Raw genomic sequence first — 18,526 nt, forward strand, 5'->3', positions numbered from 1 at the left:
GCTACCAGCGCAGGTAATATATGCGCTAGCGGCATATTTCCTCAAACCCTACTCAGCGCTTTGCTGCAGCGCCCACATGGCTGCATAGCGGCCATTGGCCAGCAACAGCTGGCTGTGCGTTCCACGCTCGATGATGCGGCCCGCGTCCATCACCAGGATCTCGTGCGCGTCCACAACAGTGGACAGGCGGTGGGCGATCACCAGCGTGGTCTTGTTGCGTGCGGCGGTTTGCAGCTCGGCCTGGATGGCACGCTCGTTGGCCGAATCCAAGGCCGAGGTGGCTTCGTCGAAGATCAGGATGGGCGGGTTCTTCAGCAGGGTGCGGGCAATGGCCACGCGCTGCTTCTCGCCTCCCGAAAGTTTCAGCCCACGTTCACCCACCATGGTGTCGTAACCCTTGGGCGTCGCGCTGATGAAGCCATGGATGCGCGCGGCCTGGGCGGCCGCTTCCACCTCGGCACGGCTGGCGCCGGGGCGGCCGTAGGCGATGTTGTATTCCACCGTGTCGTTGAACAGCACCGTGTCTTGCGGCACGATGCCTATGGCCTGACGCACGCTGGCCTGGGTCACGTTCTGGATGTTCTGCCCGGCAATCAGGATCTCGCCTTGCTGCACGTCGTAGAAGCGGAACAACAGGCGTGCCAGGGTGGACTTGCCCGAGCCCGAGGGCCCAACCACCGCCACCGTCTTGCCCGCTGGAATATGCAGGCTCACGTCCTGCAGAATCGGTCGCGCCGGCTCGTAGGCAAAGAACACATGCTCAAACCGCACATCGGGATGGCCGTCGTTTGCGTCCAGCTGTAGCGGCTGAGCGTCCGGGCGATCGGCAATTTCACGCTCTTTCTCCAGCAGGGCGAACATCTTTTCCAGGTCGGTCAGGCTTTGCTTGATCTCACGGTAGATCACGCCCAGAAAGCCCAGCGGGATGTAGAGCTGGATCATGAAGGCGTTGACCATCACCAGGTCGCCCAGCGTCATGCGACCGTCCACCACGCCCTGGGTTGCGCGCCAGAGCATGGCCACCAGGCTGGCCGCGATGATGAGCTGCTGGCCGGTATTGAGCAGGCTCAGCGTGGTCTGGCTCTTCACCGAGGCGCGGCGGTAGCGCTCCAGGTTTTCGTCGTAGCGCTTGGCCTCAAAGGCTTCGTTGTTGAAGTACTTGACGGTCTCGAAGTTCAGCAGCGAATCAATAGCGCGGCTTTGCGCATGCGAATCCAGCTCGTTCATGGTCTTGCGAAACTGGGTGCGCCACTCGGTCACCGTCACGGTAAACGCGATGTACACCACCAGGGCAATCAAGGTGATCCAGGCGAACCACACATCGAACTTCACGGCCAGCAGGGTCAGCACAAAGCCGACTTCGATCAGCGTGGGAATGATGCTGTAGAGCGAGTATGAGATCAGCGAGTTCACCGCCCGCGTCCCGCGTTCGATGTCGCGCGTCATGCCGCCGGTCTGGCGCTCCAGATGGAAGCGCAAGCTCAGAGCGTGCAGGTGCTGGAACACCTCCAGCGAAATGCGCCGCGCCGCGCCTGCCGTGGCCTTGGCAAACACCAGTTCGCGCAGCTCGGTAAACAAGGAGGTAGACAGGCGCAACAAGCCATAGCCCACCAGCAGTGCAGCCGGCACCGCCAGTACCAAGGTGGGAACCAGCGCCTGGGTCGGCATCCCCGCCACATGCCCCCCGGCGGGGCTCATGGCATCGACAAGCTTTTTCAGCAACAAGGGCACGCTGACGCTGGCGGCCTTGGCGGCAACCATGAAGCTCAGCGCGGCCACCACGCGCCATTTGTATTGCCACAGATAGGGAAACAGGCGACGCAGGGTATGCCAATCGGACTGCGTGGGCGCAGCAGCGGAATGGCCAGACATGACGGGAAGAGGGGCAATTTCGCCAGAGCGGCGCATCGGGGAGAATCTCACGTGTTATTACCAACCGATTGTCCCTGATGTCCGCACATTCCGACACGCATGTGGCTTTACCCTCCGATATGGAACTGGTACTGAAAGTAGTTCCCATGCCGAACAACTGCAATGCCAGCGGCGACATTTTTGGCGGCTGGGTCATGTCGCAAGTAGACCTGGCGGGATCGGTCATCCCCGCGCGCGTCGCGCAGGGACGGGTCGCAACCGTGGCCGTGAAGGAATTCGTATTCAAGCAGCCGGTACATCTGGGCGACATCCTGTCGCTGTATGCGGCCGCCACCCACATCGGGCGCACCTCGGTCACCGTGCGGGTCGAGGTGTATTCGGAGCGCCTGCACCGCCAGGGCCGCTACACCAAGGTCACCGAAGCCTCGCTCACCTACGTCGCCATTACCGAAGATGGCGAACCACGCCCCCTGCCCCCGCAAGACTAAGCAACTCTCCGGTACCTCCACCCATGCCTATTGCCCCCCACTCCGCCCTGGTCGAAGAATGGCGCACGCTGCAGAACAACCATGAGCAATACGAGCGAGGCGCCATGCTGCTGAAGCTGGCGGCCCTGGTGGCTTTTGCCACGGGCTATGTGCTGGCGCTGCCGTATGAACTGACGGCCGGCCTGGCCTTGCTGGTCTGGATACAGGAAAGCATCTACCGCACATCCCAGGCGCGCCTGGGTGCCCGCCTGGTGCGGGTGGAGCAATTGGTGCAGAGCGAGGCTCCGGCCAGCAACGCCTGCCAGCTGCATACCGAATGGCAGGCAAGCCGCCCCGGCACCACAGGGCTACTGGCCGAATATGCCAGCCATGCGCTGCGGCCTACAGTGGCTTTTCCGTATGCGGTTTTGCTGATTTTGGAGCTGGTGGGCTACCTGGGGTGATGGCTGGCGACAGCCACCAACCCATGGGCCTTTAGCCCGCGGCGGCCAGAATTTTGCGGATGGTCGCGGCCAGCTCCTCGGCCACAAACTTGCCGACGTAGGCGTCTGCCCCCACGCTCTTCACATGCACCTCGTTGGCCGAGCCAGACAGGGACGAATGGATGATGACCGGAATCGATTTGAGCCGCGAATCCTTTTTGATGTTGCGGGTCAAGGTAAAGCCGTCCATCTCGGGCATTTCCAGGTCGGTCAGCACAAGAGCAATCTTGTCCTGGATGGACTTGCCTTCTGCCTGCGCCGCCTCGGACAAAGCCTGGACCTTCTCCCAGGCCTCCTTGCCGGTCTTGCACATGATGTAGGGCACGCCCACAGCGGTCAGACCTTGCTCGACCAAGGTGCGCGCCAGTGGAGAATCGTCGGCGGCGATGACCACCGAGCCAGGGCGCAGATTGATCTTGGGCCCCACGCTGGCGGGGTCCACATCCGGCTCTTTGGGAGGCATCACGTTGCGCAGAATCTGCTCCACGTCCAGCACCTGGGCCAGACGGGTGTTGTCAATATCGCCGTCGAGACGGGCAATACTGGTGATCATGCCGCCCGCGGTATTGGACTCGGCCGACAGCACCTGGCCCCAGTCCAGGCGCACAATCTGGTCCACCTCTTCCACTGCAAACGCCTGGGTCGAGCGGGCGTATTCGGTCACCATCAGGATGTTCAGGCCATTCTTGGGCAGGCAGCCCACAGCACCGGCCAAGTCGATCACCGGAATCACCTGGCCCCGGATATTGGTCATGCCCAGCAGGTGCTTGGACGAGCCCGCCACGGCGGTAATCGTCGGCATCACCATGATTTCACGCACCTTGAACACGTTGATGCCAAACAGCTCGCGATTGGTCGAATGCGGTGCTTCACCGAGGCGGAACAGCAAAAGCTCAAATTTGTTGCTGCTGGTCAGGTTGGTACGTTCGTCAATCTCTTGCTGTACGGTCGCCATAGTTTTCCCCTTTAATGCGTGCCATTAGAACTGGATTTGGATTTTTTACAAGTTTTAACATGATCGCCCAAAATACAGTGCGAACCCCTACATACCTGTTCAATATTTTTTCGAAGCAGAAGACTGTAACAACATGCTCGGAGGCTTGTCGATAGCCATTAGAGCCTGAAAAACATCAGCCTGGCTTGCCGAGCAGGGCGTCCTTGAGCTTCCAGTCCGCCGGGCTGTTTCCCAGCCAGATACGCAGCAAAGCATTGAAAAACTCGGGCTCAGGAAAAACCTCACCCTGTTGCTTACCTTTGACGAACAACAGCGTACCCTCGCCCGGCGTCCACTCCAGCACAAAATTGTCGCCCGGCAGCAGCTTCTTTTGCTCTGCAAACACCTGACCCATGCGGAACAAGCTGGGCACCAGCTTGGACAATTCGCTGCGGCTAGTGTTGTCCTCCACGCCACGGGTGAACAGCTTGCCCAGCTCGTTAGCATCGATCTCGCGCAGCATGGTGATACTGACGCGTTTGGGCCCCGGCATGGCGAGCACGTCCTCGGGTGTACCGGCCTTCTTGCCCAGGTACAAGCCTGCGCTATAGACCTTGAAAACAGCCTTGTAGCGCACTCCCGCCCCATTCAGTTGCAGCGCCACGCCGCGCTGCTCCACGCTATCCGGGTAAGCCACGCCGGCCACGGTCACACCGTAGGCCGCCCCTGCCGCCCACAAGCCCAGCAAAATCGTGCCCAAGAAACGCCTCGCATGCATATGCAATCACCCTGTGTAAGCAGCCTGGGCCGCGACACCTGCATTCTCACCCCTGCAACGGCCAGCCCAGCCCGCGCGGCTCCTGACAAACCCTGAACTCGGGTCACCTAGGCGACCGGTGGCCAACGGTTTGCTACACTTTAGCCATGTCTATCCCATGCACGATCACTGCAGGTTGCCTCGGCCAGGGAGCCTGGTCTTGGCGTAAGCCAACTTCTGCGCGCACCTGATCTGCACGGCCCTGCCGTGCGCCCCGCGCCTCGCCCAGAGGCAATGCCTGATAGACCCAGCACACCGTGCTGACGCCCAGCCCCCAGCGGCTTGGCATTTCACATAAGGTGAATTTCGTGATTACCGAACTTGAATTCAAAAGCCTAGCCCAGGACGGGTACAACCGCATCCCCTTGATGCTGGAAGCCTTCGCCGACCTGGAAACCCCGCTCTCTCTCTACCTCAAACTGGCCTACACACGTAACGGTGGCGCCTACAGCTTTTTACTGGAATCCGTAGTTGGTGGCGAGCGTTTTGGCCGCTACAGCTTCATTGGCCTGCCGGCACGCAGCTTCCTGCGCGCCAGCGGCTTTGGTGCTGAAGCCCAAACCGAAGTCGTGCGTGACGGCGTGGTGGTAGAGACCCACAAGGGCAATCCGCTGGACTTCATCGAAATCTACCAGAAGCGCTTCAAGGTCGCGCTGCGCCCCGGCCTGCCACGCTTCTGCGGCGGCCTGGCTGGCTACTTCGGCTACGACGCAGTGCGCTACATCGAGAAAAAACTCGAAGCCACTTGCCCACCCGACACCCTGGGCTGCCCCGACATCATGCTGCTGCAGTGCGAAGAGCTGGCGGTGATCGACAACCTGTCGGGCAAGCTATACCTGATCGTCTATGCCGACCCCAGTCAGCCCGAGGCCTATGCCACGGCCAAGAAGCGTCTACGCGAACTCAAGGAACAGCTCAAATATTCGGTCAGCGCGCCCATCGTCAAGCCCACGCAAAGCCACCCCACCGAGCGCGAATTCGCCAAGGCCGACTACATTGCGGCCGTCGAACGCGCCAAGGAGCTGATCGCTGGCGGCGACTTCATGCAGGTGCAGATCGGCCAACGCATCAAGAAGCGCTATACCGAATCGCCGCTGTCGCTGTACCGCGCACTGCGGGCGCTGAACCCCTCGCCCTATATGTTTTTCTACCACATGGGTGACTTCCACGTAGTCGCCGCCTCGCCGGAAATCCTGGTGCGCCAGGAATCCATGCCCGGTGGCGAACAAAAAGTCACCATCCGCCCACTGGCCGGCACCCGCCCGCGCGGATCCTCGCCCGAGGCCGACAAAGCGGCAGAAGCCGAACTCATCGCCGACCCCAAGGAACGCGCCGAACACGTGATGCTGATCGACCTGGCACGCAACGACATCGGCCGCATCGCCAAGATCGGCAGCGTGAAGGTCACCGAGGCCTTTGCAGTGGAGCGCTACAGCCATGTGATGCACATCGTCAGCAATGTCGAAGGCACGCTGCTCGACGGCATGAGTGCCATCGATGTGCTCAAGGCCACCTTCCCCGCCGGCACGCTGACCGGCGCGCCCAAGGTGCATGCCATGGAGCTGATCGACCAGTTGGAGCCCACCAAGCGCGGCCTGTACGGCGGCGCCTGCGGCTACATCAGCTACGCCGGTGACATGGACGTGGCCATCACCATCCGCACCGGCATCATCAAGAACCAGACCCTGTTCGTGCAGGCCGCAGCCGGCGTCGTGGCCGACTCGGTACCCGAGCTGGAATGGAAAGAAACCGAGGCCAAGGCCCGCGCCCTGCTGCGCGCCAGCGAATTGGTAGAGGAAGGACTGGAATGAGCACGCCCATCAAAGCCCAGCACTGCAACAACATGGCCGAAGTGCGCCAGCACATCGACGCGCTGGACGAACGCATCACGGCCTTGGTGGCCGAGCGCAGCGACTACATGACCCAGGCCGCGCGCATCAAGCAGCGTGCCGACCAGATCGTCGACCTGGAGCGGGTCGAGTTCATCGTCGCCCGCGTCAAAGCCCAGGCCGCCCGCCTGGGTGCGCCGCCGGAGATTCTGGAAGCCACTTACCGCGCCATGATCGACGCGTCCATCGCCTACGAGCAGCGCACGTTTGACAAAATCCACGCAGGAGAGTCCGCATGAAACTGCTGATGATCGACAACTACGACAGCTTCACCTACAACATCGTCCAGTACTTTGGTGAACTGGGCGCCGATGTAGAGGTGGTGCGCAACGACGAAATCACCCTCGAGGAAATCACCGCGCGCAAACCGGACCGGCTGGTGATCTCCCCCGGCCCCTGCTCGCCCAAAGAGGCCGGCATCTCCGTCGCCGCGATCCAGCACTTCGCCGGCAAGCTACCCATCCTCGGCGTCTGCCTGGGCCACCAGGCGATTGGCGCAGCCTTTGGCGGAACCATCATCCGGGCGCAGCAGCTGATGCACGGCAAGACCAGCGTCATCACCACTACCCAGCAAGGCGTGTTCGCAGGCCTGCCGGAGCAGTTCACCGTCAACCGCTACCACTCGCTGTCCATCGAGCGCAGCAGCTGCCCGGCGGAACTGGAAATCACCGCCTGGACCGATGACGGCGAAATCATGGGCGTGCGCCACAAGACGCTGGCCATCGAGGGCGTGCAGTTCCACCCCGAGTCCATCCTCACCGAGCATGGCCACGCGATGCTGAAGAACTTCCTGGACCAGGGGGCGCGATGAGCCTGGACGCGCTGGGCATCGTCCACCTGCCGCTGTTCATCGCCGCCGGCTGGCTGCTGAACCTGACACCCGGCCCGGACGTGTTCTACATCCTCAGCAACGGCCTGCGCGGCGGCTGGCGGGCCGGCGTGGTGGCGGCCTTTGGCATCACCGCCGGCTGCTTCGTCCACATCTTCGCGGCCGCCGTCGGCGTCAGCGCGCTGATCACCGCCTCGGCCACCGCCTTCACGGTGCTGAAGTGGGTGGGCGCGGCCTACCTGATGTGGGTTGGCGTGCAGATGCTGCGCGCGCCGAAACCGCCCATTGCTACCGATTCGATAGCTGCTCCCGCAGATTCCACCAGCGCCAGCGGCACAAAAAGCTTAAAGAAAGTATTTCTGCAAGGCTTCTGGACCAATGCGCTGAACCCCAAGGTGGCGCTGTTCTTTCTGGCCTTTCTACCGCAGTTCATCACCCCGGGCAGCGCGCATCCCACGCTGTCCTTCGTGCTGCTCGGCCTGCTGTTCAACCTGAACGCGGTGCCGATCAACCTCGGCTATGCCTTGCTGGCCGCCTGGGCCGCCCGCCGCATGGGCGCGGTGCGGCGCGGCATGCACTGGCTGGAACGCGGCGCCGGTGCGCTGTTTGTCGGCTTTGGCCTGAAGCTGGCCTTGTCCAGCACCCCTAGCAATTGAACCGGAGCCTCCCATGATCACCCCCCAAGAAGCCCTGCAGCGCACCATCGAACACCGCGAAATCTTCCACGACGAGATGCTGCACCTGATGCGCCTGATCATGAACGGCGAGATGTCGCCGGTGATGATGGCCGCGCTGATCACCGGCCTGCGCGTGAAGAAGGAAACCATAGGCGAGATCACCGCCGCCGCCCAGGTGATGCGCGAGTTCTCCAACAAGGTGCATGTGGCCGACACCACCCATATGGTAGACATCGTGGGCACCGGCGGCGATGGCGCCCACACCTTCAACATCTCCACCTGCAGCATGTTCGTAGCAGCAGCAGCCGGCGCCAAGGTCAGCAAACACGGCGGGCGCAGCGTCAGCAGCAGCAGCGGCAGCGCCGATGTGCTGGAGAGCCTGGGCGTAAACATCAACCTCGCCTCCCCGGCCATCGCGCAGTGCATTGCCGACGTGGGCATAGGCTTTATGTTCGCCCCCAACCACCACCCGGCCATGAAGAACGTGGCACCGGTGCGCAAGGAGCTGGGCGTGCGCACCATCTTCAACATCCTGGGCCCGCTGACCAATCCCGCCGGAGCCCCCAACATCCTGATGGGCGTGTTCCACCAGGACCTGGTGGGCATCCAGGTGCGGGCGCTACAGCGCCTGGGCGCCGAGCACGCGCTGGTGGTCTACGGCAAGGACGGCATGGACGAAGTCAGCCTGGGCGCGGCCACCCTGGTGGGCGAACTAAAAAATGGCGAGATCACCGAGTACGAAATCCACCCTGAGGACTTCGGCATGACCATGACCAGCCACCGCAATCTGCGCGTGGACACACCCGAACAATCCAAGGCCATGCTGATGGGCGTGCTGAACAACGACCATGGTGCCCCGCGCGACATCGTGATCCTCAATGCCGGCGCCGCGCTCTACGCCGCCAATGTGGCCGACTCGCTGGCAGCAGGCTTGCAGCTGGCACGGACCGCGATTGAATCCGGCGCGGCCAAGGCCAAACTGGCCCAGCTGGTACAGGCCACCACCGCCTAGCGGCTACACGAGGTAAGCAAGCACATTGCCGCGCTTGCTTCTATTTTGATAGCTGCCTGCGCAGAGAATATCTGCGCCGCAGACATAAAACACCCGCATTAAAGACGCTAAAGGCGCCGATTCCAATCGGCACGCTAACCGGCGCCGGGCCCTTTCACCCTTGCTGCGCGCGCGCCTGGCTGCGTGCTTAAAAGGTTTCCCAGTCGTCCTCTCCACCCGCGGGCTTGGCGGGTTTGGCCGGCACGGGCTTGCGGGCCGAAGGCGCCGGCAGCTTGGCCGCCGCGGGCCGCGCAGGTGCAGGCGCAGCGGTCTTAGCCGCCGAGGCCAGAGGTTTGGCGGCTGGTGCCTTGGCTGCGGGTCGTGGCTCTGGCGCCACGCTGGTCCGGTGCGGAGCGGCCACCGGAGCCAAGGCACTGCGCTGCGGTTTGTGGGACGTTTGGGTTGTATGCGATGCCAGCTTGAACACACCCACCACGTCCACCAGATCACCAGCCTGGGACTTGAGGCTGCTGGCCGCTGCGGCCATCTGCTCCACCAGCGCGGCGTTCTGCTGGGTCACCTGGTCCATCTGGGTGACGGCCTCTCCGATCTGCGACACGCCCGAGCTTTGCTCGGCACTGGCGACGCTGATCTCGCCCATGATCTGCGTCACGCGTTGGATGGAGCCCACCACCTCGGTCATGGTGGCGCCGGCCTGGTCCACCAGGGCCGTGCCCTGCTCCACCCGCTGCACACTGGTGGAAATGAGTTGCTTGATTTCCTTGGCCGCATCGGCGCTACGCCCGGCCAGGCTGCGCACCTCGCTGGCCACCACGGCAAAGCCCCGGCCCTGCTCGCCCGCACGGGCCGCTTCCACGGCAGCGTTCAGCGCCAGGATATTGGTCTGGAAGGCTATGCCGTCGATCACACCAATGATGTCGCTGATCTTGCGCGAGGACTCGTTGATGCCCTTCATGGTTTCGACCACCTGGCCCACCACCTCACCGCCCTGGATGGCCACCGAGGACGCGGTCATCGCCAGCTGGTTGGCCTGGCGCGCGCTGTCGGCGTTTTGTTTGACGGTGGCGCCCAGCTCTTCCATGGAGGCAGAGGTCTGCTCCAGCGCGCTGGCCTGGTTCTCGGTGCGCGCGCTCAGGTCGTTATTGCCCTGCGAGATTTCCACACTGGCCATGGCCACGCCATCGGCGCTGGTGCGTACCTGCTGCATCACGGCGTGGATCTTCTCAACGAACTGATTGAAGCTGGAGGCAATGGTGGCCAGCTCGTCGTTGCCACTGGTGGCCACGCGCAGGGTCAGGTCGCCGTCGCCCGAGCCCACCTCTTGCATGGCATCGCGCAGCACGGTGAGACGACGCAGGGTTTTGCTGAGTACCGTTGCGATGATGAACAGCACTGCCACCGCCACCACCAGGGCGCCGACGACCGATGACCAGACCATGGCGCGGATGCCGGCCGTGGCCTCGTCGCGTTGCAGGGCCACCACCAGCGACCAGTCAGTGCCGGTGATGGGTGCGGCATAGACCAGGCGGGACTCGCCATTGATCTTGATGTCGGTCAGACCTTTCAGGTCGGCAAAGCCGCCTTGGCCCAGGTCAGGTGCAATATCGGCCACCGGCTTGAGCAGCAAGTTGGCATCTTCGTGCACCACGATTTTGCCGGCCTTGGACACGATAAAGCCGTAACTACCGGGCGTTGGGCGGATGGAAGCCACGTTGCGCGACACGGTGTCCATCAGCACATCGGCGGCGGTCACGGCCTTGACCTGGCCTCCCTCCTTCACGGCGGCGGCAAAAGTAATGAGCAACTTCTTGGAGGCAGCGCCAATGTAAGGGTCGGTGACCACCGGACCGTCTGCCGCCGAGGCCTTTTGGTACCAGGGGCGTACGGTGGGGTCGTAGTCCGGGGCCCGCGTACGCACCTCGGAGAAGATGGCCTTCTTGTCGGCATAGCCGATGTAGGCCGAGTCCACACCACCCGCCACCTTGGCCTGTACCAGGGCTTTGAGCGGGTCTTCCTCGGGCACCGCGGCCGCGATGGACGCCACCACCCGGTGGTTCTGCGCGATCCATTCGGCCACGCCTTCGGCGTGCGAGTTGGCCAAGGATCGGGTCTGGCTGTCCAAGGCCTCCAGCGCGTACTGGCGCGCGGTCCAGACGTTGTTGATCGACAGGCCAACCAGCCCCACCAGCAGTACAGCGGCGGTGATGGCGACGATCTTGCCGCGAAGAGAGGTAAACATTGCAAGCATAGGTGCTCCAGGCGCTAGTGAGGTGTGCGGGCAGAGACCGTGTAGCACGGTCCATGTTACGAAAAGTAAAGCACATCCATTCTTGCCGAGAACGCCACTGCTGCGTAGAGGTTGGCCATCGCGCAACCGCATTTATTACATGTTGGCATAGACCAAGCACGCCGCAGAAATTTAAACAAATGGCTCGCTAGCGCAGAATTTACCTGCGCTAGCAGCTATTTAAACCATAGCAAACCTAACTAACCGTAGCGGCGGGCGATGGCGTGGTCCAGCGACAACTTGCCTGGCCCTTGCGCCACCAGGTACAGCAGTAGGGCGGCCCAGGTGCCGTGGGTGGGGTAGGCCTCGGGGTAGACGAAAAGCTGGATGGTCAGCGTCATGCCCAGCAAAGCCAGTGCCGACAGGCGCGTGCCCAGGCCCAGCAATATCAGCAGTGGAAAGAAATGCTCAGCACAGGCGGCCATGGGCGCGGCCAGCTCCGGCGGCACCAGGGGCAGCTTGTATTCCTCGCGGAACAGGGCCACCGCCGAGTCCGACAGATGCGGCCAGCCCAGGTGGAACTCGCCGCCCACCAGGTCGACGGCCAGGCCCTGCACCTTGGTCTGGCCCGACTTCCAGAACACCGCGGCGATGGAAAAGCGCGCCAGAAAGGCGATCAGCGTGTGCGGTATCTGCGCGCACAGGGCGATGAGCTTGCGCAGTGCGGCAACTGGGGGCGATGCGGTCGATAGGGTGTGTACGGTGTCCATGGTTCAGTCTCCAAAATCGAGGTGGGTGATCAGCTGCTGGCGCACCAGGTGGGCCAGCGTGGCCGGTAGATTGAGATCGGTGTCGGCGCTGGCGGCGGCCAGCAGGCTTTCGCCTTGCAATACAGCGCGGATGAAGTGGCCGCTGGCCGGGCTGGCCGCCGTGGTCTCCACCTGCATGCCATTGCGGTAGACCAGCACGGTCTCAGCCTGGCACGGATCCACGCTGGCCAAGTCCAGCGGGCCCTGGTGCGCGGCCCAAAGCGAGAACACCGCGTAGCGCGAGGCCAGTACCTGCAGGGACGGGTGCACGCCCAGCCGCAAGCTGGCCAACCGCTCGGGCTGCGCCAGGGCAGCCTGCAGGGCCTCGGATGGCACAGCGGCCACATCGGCTGCGTGGTAGGCCCGCACGCGGGCCATTTCCAAGCGCGCGACATCGGCAAGATAGGGCAGGCTGCCAGCAGGCTCGAAGTGCTCAATGAAATCGGCCAGGTCCGCGCCATACCAGGCCAGGATGCGCGACTGCGGCGGATGGGCGCGCACGAATAGCGCTGCCATGGCGCGGAAAAATTCCTCGCCCACCAGGGCTTGCACCACGGGAAAAGTGGTGGCCAGCGCTTCGACCAGCGACACCAGCACGTTGTTGCGGTACACCGCGAAACGCAGCGCCGGGTCGGAGCCATTCCAAACGCGCAGGCCGTCAGGGCAAGGCTGTGCGGGCTGCAGCAGAGCCTGGGCGAATAGGGCTTGCGCGCTCATGCGGTCACCTGGATGGTGTGCAGCCGGTGCTCGGCCATGCCGGCCTCGGCCAGCAGCACAGGCAAGGCGGGCAAATCGTTGTCGCGCTCTATCAGCGTGGCGACCGGGCCGGTCAAGCCCAGGGTGTAGTCGTACAGCCGCCAGACCGCCGCGTCCACCGGCGCGCCGTGGTGGTCGATCAGCAGCGGGTCGCCGGCGGTGTCACATTGTTCGGCAAAACCGGCCAGATGGATCTCGCCCACCTGGTCCAGCGGCAATGCGCGCACATAGGCATGGGCGTCGAAGTTGTGGTTGACGCTGCTAACAAACACATTGTTTACGTCCAGCAGCAGGCCGCAACCGGTACGTCGCAGCACCTCGGCGATGAAGGCCGGTTCGTCCCAGGTGGACTCGGCAAACTGCAAATAGGTGGCGGGGTTCTCCAGCAGCATGCGCCGGTGCAGACGGGTCTGCACCTGGTCGATATGCTCGCACACGCGCTGCAGGGTGCGGCCCGTATAGGGCATGGGCAGCAAGTCGTTCAGGAACACGCCGCCATGGCTGGACCAGGCCAGATGTTCAGAAAAGGATGCGGGTTGGTAGCGGTCCAGCAGGGCCGCCAAAGCGTCAAGATGGCAGGCGTCCAGCGGGCCTTCGGCACCTATGGACAAGCCAACTCCGTGCATGGACAGCGGGTAGTGCTCGCAAACGCGGGCCAGGTGCTGGTGGAAAGGGCCGCCGTCCACCATATAGTTTTCGGCATGCACCTCGAAGAAACCGAGCGCGGGCAAGGTCTGCAAAATCTCGCCCACATGTGTGGATTTGAGCCCTATGCCGGAGCGGGCAGGCAGCGTAAATGCGGAATCAAACATGGCTTCTTGGGTCGTGAAGTTGGATGAAATGCCGAACAGCACTACGCACCGGATGGAGAGCAACAGTGCCCCAGGGATACCGCGGAACCGGCTTTGCCGGGCCGCTGGTATCGCCCCCTGCAAGGGGGTTGGCGGAAACGCGCAGCGTGTAGCCTGGGGGTGTGCTTACATCTTTGCAGTGAAAGCCATTTTTTGGCCCATGCCCGTGGGCGATGTGGTGGACTTCATGGTCTCGCAGGTGCCGGCGGGCACGAACTTCCAGGAGTTGGCCTGGTAGTCCATCTTGGAGGTGCCTGCGCAGGTGGTGCCGGCGCCTGCAGCGCAGTCGTTCTTGCCGGCCATGGCCACGCCGAAGCACTTTTCCTTGGCGTCGTCGGCTGCCGATGCGGGGGCCGATGCCATGGCCAGGGCAGAACCCAAAGCCAGGGCCAGAACAGCGGTGGAAGCGAAGCGGGTGTTGGTAGCGGTCATGGTGATCTCCAGTCAATAAAAGTGAATAAGGGTTGTGTCTTCAGCACGCTGTGCGGTATGCAAGCTTGCTGTGAAGTAGTCGCAGCAGCGCCAGGGTTCTTACAAGCTCTGTATAGTTTTTTCATATTTTTTTTCAGACAGGACACGCCATGTCACTCACCCAACTCTTAGGTACCGCCCTGCCCCTGGTCCAGGCCCCCATGGCCGGCGTACAAGGCAGTGCCATGGCGGTCGCGGTGAGCGAGGCCGGTGGCCTGGGTTCACTACCTGCTGCGCTGCTGGGGCTGGATGCCTTGCGCGACGAGCTGGAACGCATCCACGCGCAGACCCGCAAGCCCTATTGCGTCAACTTCTTTTGCCACACACTGCCCGCGCCGCAAGACGGGCAGCCGGCACGCTGGCATGCGGCGCTGGCACCCTATTACGCAGAGATGGGGCTGGACATGGCGCAGATTGCCTCGGGCCCGGGACGCGCGCCGTTCAGCGATGCGGCGGCCGATGTGCTGCAGGCCTTTCGCCCGCCGGTGGTGAGCTTCCACTTCGGCCTGCCCACGCCTGCGCTGCTGCAGCGGGTGCGCAGCTGGGGCAGCAAGATACTGGCCTCGGCCACCACGGTGGAGGAGGCGCTGTGGCTGCAGGCACGTGGTGTGGACGCCATCATCGCCCAGGGGCTGGAGGCCGGCGGCCACCGGGGCCACTTCTTGTCGCACGACCTGTCATTGCAAATGGGCAGCTTCACCCTGCTGCCGCAGATCGTGCGCGCGGTCTCGGTGCCGGTGATAGCTGCCGGCGGCATTGCCGATGCACAGGGCGTGGCCGCCGCCATGGCGCTGGGCGCGGCCGGGGTGCTGGTGGGTACGGCCTACCTGCTGAGCGATGAAGCCACCACCAGCAAGGCACACCGCGCGGTGCTGCAATCGCCTGCGGCACGGCATACGGTGCTGACCCATTTGTTCACCGGGCGGCCCGCGCGCGGCATCGTCAACCGGGTGATACGCGAGCTGGGCGCGCTGAACGATGCAGCCCCCGCATTCCCCATGGCCACGGCCGCCATGGCACCGCTGCGCGCCCATGCGGAGCGCCTGGACAGCGGCGACTTTTCGCCACTGTGGTCGGGGCAGAACGCCAGTGGGTGCCTGGCCTTGCCGGCGGCGGAGATCACCCGGCGGCTGGCACAGGGCTTTGGCGCCTAAGCTTCGTCGGGCCGGGTCAAGTCCAGCACCGTGATGCCGACCTGCGAGCGGCAACGCTCGGCCCAACGCGGATCGGCCAGGCTGCGCTCCACATCCTTGCGACCGGCATCCCAGTGTTCACGCACCGTGGCACGCGAGAACTCGTAGTCCTTGGATTGGGTTTCGTAGTGCTTGCTGCGGTGGATCAGGTGCACGATGGTCAAAGCGGCGGCAGTACCGGCATTCAGCAATTGCTGTAAGTCCGGGTCGCTGGCAAATTCTGGTGGAAGTTTGGTAGCCAGGTTTGCGGCCGTACTGGATATCTTTTGCTGCATTGCGACCAGGTCGGTATTGAAGCGGGTGCGGCTGGCAAACTGGATGTCCTTGCCGCGCTCGGCCACCTCACTCAGGTTGCGCGGCAGCCGGCCCCTGGCACTGAACAGATCTACCTGGAACACCAGCATGTCATGGTCCGCCGGCTGGTCGATCACATACTGCAGAGGGGTGTTGGACACCAACCCACCGTCCCAGTAGAAATGGCCGCCGATCTCCACCGGTTCAAAACCTGGTGGTAAAGCGCCGCTGGCCATGATGTGCTCGGGTCCGATGACCCGGTGGCACTTACTGTCCACAGAATCGAAATACGTGGAGTTGCCGGTGGTGACATGCACCGCCCCCACCGAGAGGCGTACCTTGTCCCGGGCCTGCTTGGCATTGATAAGGTCAAAGTCCACCAAGCGCTGCAGAGTCTTGTACAACGGAGACGTGTCGTAGTAGCTCAGCGCCGCCGGCGTGCCATGCGGCTGGAAGGGCGCGGGCGGCATGCGCGGGCTGAAGAAACCTGGCACACCAAACAGCGACACCCAGGCCGCGCTGGACTCGTTGAAAAACTCGCGCGCCTCAACACCAAAATTGCTGGGCAGCGGGGGAGCCAGCAGGTTGGCAGACACTCCCTCCCAGAACTCGCGCAGGCGCGCCACGCGCAGCTCCGGGGGGTTGCCGGCAATGATGGCTGCGTTAATGGCGCCGATAGACACACCAGCGACCCAATGCGGGGCAATACCATGCGTATGCAGGGCCTCATACACCCCCGCCTGGTAGGCGCCCAGGGCGCCGCCGCCTTGCAGCACCAGCGTGCATTGTTCGGGATAGGGTATGGGAGAAGCGCTCATGCAAACACCTTTCAGACGCAGAAAATGCTGCGTTGCAGTATAGGGTGGCAGGGTAAAGCCAGGTTTACAGAAGAACCTCTTTCGCTCTCAAAAATATAGCTGCCTGCGCAGATATTACTTGCGCTACAGCCCTATGGAGCTGCAAGTCGCCAGGCTCCCTGCGGTAGATCCCCTAGTTGGTAGTCGCCTATTTGCACGCGTATCAAGCGCAGGGTGGGCAGGCCCACCGCCGCCGTCATGCGCCGCACCTGGCGGTTGCGCCCTTCGCAGATGCGTATCTCCAGCCAGGAGGTTGGCAGCTGCGCGCGAAAGCGCACCGGCGGCGTACGCTCCCAGACGGCGGGCGCCTCCATGGCCTGGGCGCTGGCCGGCAGCGTCATACCGTCGTTCAGCAGCACGCCCTGGCGCAGTGCCTGCAGCGCGGCCTCGGTAGGCAGGCCGTCCACCTGCACCCAGTAGGTTTTGAACTGCTTGCGCCGGGGCTGGGTGATGCGCGCATTCAAGGCGCCGTCGTCGGTCAGCAGCAACAGGCCTTCCGAATCGCGGTCCAACCGGCCGGCCACGCGCAGGCTGGGGTCCTGGATGTACTGCGCCAGCGTCGGCCGGTCGCCGTCGGGGCGGAACTGGGTGAGCACGTTGAAAGGCTTGTTGAAGAGGACGATTTTGGCCATGGGCAGGCCCGATTTTAGCCCCTGAAAATACAAGCCTTTTAAGGCTGCAGCGCAGGTAATATCTGCGCAGACAGCTACGCTTTCAATAGCAAAATGTTTATGGCGTCTGCAGCGTGCCGTCGCGCAGCCGGGTCTGGGTCCACAGCGTGGTGGCGTTGTCGCAGGGATACTTGCGGGCCTCGGCCTCGTCGATATCGACGCCCAAACCGGGCTTGTCGTTGGCGTAGACGTAGCCGTTGCGGTATTCGGGCAGGCCGGGGAACACGTCCAACAGCGCATCGCGCGGGCCTTTGAGCTCCTGGATCACGAAGTTGGGTGGCTCGGTGCCCGACCATTCCTGCACCCCGAAATTGCGCGCCGCCAGGTCGATATGGATATTCGCCGCATGGCCCAGAGGCGACATATCGCCCGGGCCGTGCCAGGCGGTACGCACGCCAAACTGCTCGGCAAAGATCTGCAGCTTGCGGCCGGCGGTGATGCCGCCGATCTGGCTGAGGTGCACGCGGATGTAGTCGATCAAGCGCTCGACGATCAGGTACTTCCACTCCATCGGGTGGTTGAAAAGCTCGCCCTGCGCCAGCGGGGTGGTGGTCTTGGCGCGCAGCTGGCGCAGCCACTCGCCCTCCTCCAGCGCAATCGCATCTTCCAGAAAGAACAGGTCGAAAGGCTCCAGCGCGCAGGCGAACTGGATGGCCTCGCTGGGCTTGAGGCGCTCGTGCACGTCGTGGCACAGCGCCACGTCAAAGCCCACCTGGCTGCGTATGCCCTCGAACAGCTTCAGCGTGTCGCGCATGTACTGCTTGCTGTCCAGGTAGATGCCGTCCAGCGCGCCCTGCGGCGCCGTGGCCGGTGCCGCACCGAAGCCACCGCCGCCATAGCCACCGTTCTGGCAGCGGATGTGGGTGATGCCCTGCTCACGGTACTTCTGGATGTTGTCGCACAGCTCGGCCAGGTCGCGGCCGTCGGCATGGCGGTAGATCGGCACGCCCTCGCGGCACTTGCCGCCGAACAGCTGGTACAGCGGCATCTGGGCCATCTTGCCCTTGATGTCCCACAACGCCATGTCCACGCCCGAGATGGCGTTGTTCTCGATAGGCCCGTTGCGCCAGTAAGCGTTCTGGTGCATCAGCTGCCACAACTCTTCGATGGCCGTGGCGTCGCGGCCCAGCAGCAGCGGCTTCAGATACTGCTCCAGCAGGCATTGCACCGCCAGCTGGCGGTAGGCAAAGGTGGCGCAGCCCAGGCCGTACAGGCCCGGCTGGTTGGTCTCGATCTTCACCACCAGCAGGTTGATGCCTTCGGGCGCGGTGAGGATGACTTTGACGTCGGTGATCAGGATCGCCATGGCGTTTCTTTCTTAGAGCGGCTAACAAAAGCGTGTCATCGTCAAATGCACATCGTGCGTTTGACGCGGGATGGGAAAGAACAGAAACAAA

The 18,526-nt window shown here is 63.3% G+C and carries 19 protein-coding genes; 8 read left to right on the top strand and 11 right to left on the bottom strand.

The features are described from left to right. Positions 1 to 48 precede the first annotated feature (48 nt). Positions 49 to 1,908, bottom strand: a complete 1,860-nt coding sequence (locus tag AC07O2_RS02690; protein WP_495074226.1) for an ABCB family ABC transporter ATP-binding protein/permease — start codon at positions 1,906 to 1,908, stop codon at positions 49 to 51. Between the two features lie 41 nt (positions 1,909 to 1,949). Here AC07O2_RS02690 and AC07O2_RS02695 point away from each other — a divergent pair, with 41 nt between their 5' ends. Next, positions 1,950 to 2,360, top strand: coding sequence for an acyl-CoA thioesterase (locus AC07O2_RS02695; protein ID WP_495074193.1), 411 nt, complete (start codon positions 1,950 to 1,952; stop codon positions 2,358 to 2,360). Positions 2,361 to 2,383: 23 nt separating this feature from the next. Continuing rightward, on the top strand, positions 2,384 to 2,803 hold the full coding sequence (locus AC07O2_RS02700; protein ID WP_495074194.1) for a hypothetical protein: 420 nt from the start codon (positions 2,384 to 2,386) through the stop codon (positions 2,801 to 2,803). A gap of 31 nt (positions 2,804 to 2,834) precedes the next feature. Here AC07O2_RS02700 and AC07O2_RS02705 read toward each other — a convergent pair whose 3' ends face one another. Together AC07O2_RS02705 and AC07O2_RS02710 are read right to left on the bottom strand one after the other, a co-directional pair. Beyond that, positions 2,835 to 3,797, bottom strand: coding sequence for a chemotaxis protein (locus AC07O2_RS02705; protein WP_495074195.1), 963 nt, complete (start codon positions 3,795 to 3,797; stop codon positions 2,835 to 2,837). Positions 3,798 to 3,972: 175 nt separating this feature from the next. Then, complete coding sequence (locus AC07O2_RS02710) at positions 3,973 to 4,554, bottom strand: chalcone isomerase family protein (protein ID WP_495074196.1); 582 nt, start codon at positions 4,552 to 4,554, stop codon at positions 3,973 to 3,975. A gap of 347 nt (positions 4,555 to 4,901) precedes the next feature. Between AC07O2_RS02710 and trpE the strand changes: the two genes are divergently transcribed. The 5 genes from trpE to trpD are packed head-to-tail and all read left to right on the top strand — an operon-like array spanning position 4,902 to position 9,000. After that, complete coding sequence (gene trpE, locus AC07O2_RS02715) at positions 4,902 to 6,404, top strand: anthranilate synthase component I (RefSeq protein ID WP_495074197.1); 1,503 nt, start codon at positions 4,902 to 4,904, stop codon at positions 6,402 to 6,404. After that, positions 6,401 to 6,721 carry a chorismate mutase gene (locus tag AC07O2_RS02720; RefSeq protein ID WP_495074198.1) on the top strand — a complete coding sequence of 107 codons (321 nt, stop codon included), beginning with the start codon at positions 6,401 to 6,403 and terminating at the stop codon, positions 6,719 to 6,721. The genes trpE and AC07O2_RS02720 overlap by 4 nt, the downstream gene beginning before the upstream one ends. Continuing rightward, positions 6,718 to 7,293, top strand: coding sequence for an anthranilate synthase component II (locus AC07O2_RS02725; protein WP_495074199.1), 576 nt, complete (start codon positions 6,718 to 6,720; stop codon positions 7,291 to 7,293). The genes AC07O2_RS02720 and AC07O2_RS02725 overlap by 4 nt, the downstream gene beginning before the upstream one ends. Continuing rightward, positions 7,290 to 7,967: a LysE family translocator gene (locus tag AC07O2_RS02730; protein WP_495074200.1), complete on the top strand. Its 678-nt coding sequence runs from the start codon at positions 7,290 to 7,292 to the stop codon at positions 7,965 to 7,967. The genes AC07O2_RS02725 and AC07O2_RS02730 overlap by 4 nt, the downstream gene beginning before the upstream one ends. Positions 7,968 to 7,980: 13 nt before the next feature. Then, positions 7,981 to 9,000 (top strand): anthranilate phosphoribosyltransferase, encoded by a 1,020-nt coding sequence (trpD, locus tag AC07O2_RS02735; RefSeq protein WP_495074201.1) that lies wholly within the window; start codon positions 7,981 to 7,983, stop codon positions 8,998 to 9,000. Positions 9,001 to 9,187: 187 nt separating this feature from the next. Here trpD and AC07O2_RS02740 read toward each other — a convergent pair whose 3' ends face one another. From AC07O2_RS02740 to AC07O2_RS02760, 5 genes are all read right to left on the bottom strand, one after another. Further along, positions 9,188 to 11,239 carry a methyl-accepting chemotaxis protein gene (locus AC07O2_RS02740; RefSeq protein WP_495074202.1) on the bottom strand — a complete coding sequence of 684 codons (2,052 nt, stop codon included), beginning with the start codon at positions 11,237 to 11,239 and terminating at the stop codon, positions 9,188 to 9,190. A 248-nt stretch (positions 11,240 to 11,487) separates the two neighbouring features. Beyond that, entirely contained in the window at positions 11,488 to 11,997 is a 510-nt protein-coding gene (locus AC07O2_RS02745; RefSeq protein ID WP_495074203.1) for a DoxX family protein, read from the bottom strand. A gap of 3 nt (positions 11,998 to 12,000) precedes the next feature. Continuing rightward, positions 12,001 to 12,753 carry an HvfC/BufC N-terminal domain-containing protein gene (locus tag AC07O2_RS02750; RefSeq protein WP_495074204.1) on the bottom strand — a complete coding sequence of 251 codons (753 nt, stop codon included), beginning with the start codon at positions 12,751 to 12,753 and terminating at the stop codon, positions 12,001 to 12,003. Next, entirely contained in the window at positions 12,750 to 13,604 is an 855-nt protein-coding gene (gene bufB, locus AC07O2_RS02755) for an MNIO family bufferin maturase (RefSeq protein ID WP_495074205.1), read from the bottom strand. Before bufB ends, AC07O2_RS02750 begins: the two co-directional genes overlap by 4 nt. A 165-nt stretch (positions 13,605 to 13,769) precedes the next feature. Next, positions 13,770 to 14,075: a BufA1 family periplasmic bufferin-type metallophore gene (locus AC07O2_RS02760; RefSeq protein ID WP_495074206.1), complete on the bottom strand. Its 306-nt coding sequence runs from the start codon at positions 14,073 to 14,075 to the stop codon at positions 13,770 to 13,772. 149 nt (positions 14,076 to 14,224) lie between these two features. On the opposite strand from AC07O2_RS02760, the gene AC07O2_RS02765 reads away from it, so the two are divergent. Then, positions 14,225 to 15,268, top strand: coding sequence for an NAD(P)H-dependent flavin oxidoreductase (locus tag AC07O2_RS02765; protein ID WP_495074207.1), 1,044 nt, complete (start codon positions 14,225 to 14,227; stop codon positions 15,266 to 15,268). On the opposite strand, the gene AC07O2_RS02770 is transcribed toward AC07O2_RS02765, so the two are convergent. From AC07O2_RS02770 to AC07O2_RS02780, 3 genes are all read right to left on the bottom strand, one after another. Then, positions 15,265 to 16,419, bottom strand: a complete 1,155-nt coding sequence (locus AC07O2_RS02770) for a patatin-like phospholipase family protein (RefSeq protein WP_495074208.1) — start codon at positions 16,417 to 16,419, stop codon at positions 15,265 to 15,267. The genes AC07O2_RS02765 and AC07O2_RS02770 overlap by 4 nt on opposite strands. Positions 16,420 to 16,550: 131 nt before the next feature. Continuing rightward, positions 16,551 to 17,090, bottom strand: coding sequence for a pseudouridine synthase (locus AC07O2_RS02775; RefSeq protein ID WP_495074209.1), 540 nt, complete (start codon positions 17,088 to 17,090; stop codon positions 16,551 to 16,553). 97 nt (positions 17,091 to 17,187) lie between these two features. After that, positions 17,188 to 18,435 (bottom strand): enolase C-terminal domain-like protein, encoded by a 1,248-nt coding sequence (locus AC07O2_RS02780; RefSeq protein WP_495074210.1) that lies wholly within the window; start codon positions 18,433 to 18,435, stop codon positions 17,188 to 17,190. Positions 18,436 to 18,526: the final 91 nt, after the last annotated feature.

Source organism: Rhodoferax sp. GW821-FHT10B06 (assembly GCF_059415605.1).

Bases quoted from the DNA above. Each gene is read 5' to 3' on its own strand.
- AC07O2_RS02690 (WP_495074226.1), bottom strand. From the start codon at position 1,908: ATGCGCCGCTCTGGCGAAATTGCCCCTCTTCCCGTCATGTCTGGCCAT.
- AC07O2_RS02695 (WP_495074193.1), top strand. From the start codon at position 1,950: ATGTCCGCACATTCCGACACGCATGTGGCTTTACCCTCCGATATGGAA.
- AC07O2_RS02700 (WP_495074194.1), top strand. From the start codon at position 2,384: ATGCCTATTGCCCCCCACTCCGCCCTGGTCGAAGAATGGCGCACGCTG.
- AC07O2_RS02705 (WP_495074195.1), bottom strand. From the start codon at position 3,797: ATGGCGACCGTACAGCAAGAGATTGACGAACGTACCAACCTGACCAGC.
- AC07O2_RS02710 (WP_495074196.1), bottom strand. From the start codon at position 4,554: ATGCATGCGAGGCGTTTCTTGGGCACGATTTTGCTGGGCTTGTGGGCG.
- AC07O2_RS02720 (WP_495074198.1), top strand. From the start codon at position 6,401: ATGAGCACGCCCATCAAAGCCCAGCACTGCAACAACATGGCCGAAGTG.
- AC07O2_RS02725 (WP_495074199.1), top strand. From the start codon at position 6,718: ATGAAACTGCTGATGATCGACAACTACGACAGCTTCACCTACAACATC.
- AC07O2_RS02730 (WP_495074200.1), top strand. From the start codon at position 7,290: ATGAGCCTGGACGCGCTGGGCATCGTCCACCTGCCGCTGTTCATCGCC.
- trpD (WP_495074201.1), top strand. From the start codon at position 7,981: ATGATCACCCCCCAAGAAGCCCTGCAGCGCACCATCGAACACCGCGAA.
- AC07O2_RS02740 (WP_495074202.1), bottom strand. From the start codon at position 11,239: ATGTTTACCTCTCTTCGCGGCAAGATCGTCGCCATCACCGCCGCTGTA.
- AC07O2_RS02745 (WP_495074203.1), bottom strand. From the start codon at position 11,997: ATGGACACCGTACACACCCTATCGACCGCATCGCCCCCAGTTGCCGCA.
- AC07O2_RS02750 (WP_495074204.1), bottom strand. From the start codon at position 12,753: ATGAGCGCGCAAGCCCTATTCGCCCAGGCTCTGCTGCAGCCCGCACAG.
- bufB (WP_495074205.1), bottom strand. From the start codon at position 13,604: ATGTTTGATTCCGCATTTACGCTGCCTGCCCGCTCCGGCATAGGGCTC.
- AC07O2_RS02760 (WP_495074206.1), bottom strand. From the start codon at position 14,075: ATGACCGCTACCAACACCCGCTTCGCTTCCACCGCTGTTCTGGCCCTG.
- AC07O2_RS02765 (WP_495074207.1), top strand. From the start codon at position 14,225: ATGTCACTCACCCAACTCTTAGGTACCGCCCTGCCCCTGGTCCAGGCC.
- AC07O2_RS02770 (WP_495074208.1), bottom strand. From the start codon at position 16,419: ATGAGCGCTTCTCCCATACCCTATCCCGAACAATGCACGCTGGTGCTG.
- AC07O2_RS02775 (WP_495074209.1), bottom strand. From the start codon at position 17,090: ATGGCCAAAATCGTCCTCTTCAACAAGCCTTTCAACGTGCTCACCCAG.
- AC07O2_RS02780 (WP_495074210.1), bottom strand. From the start codon at position 18,435: ATGGCGATCCTGATCACCGACGTCAAAGTCATCCTCACCGCGCCCGAA.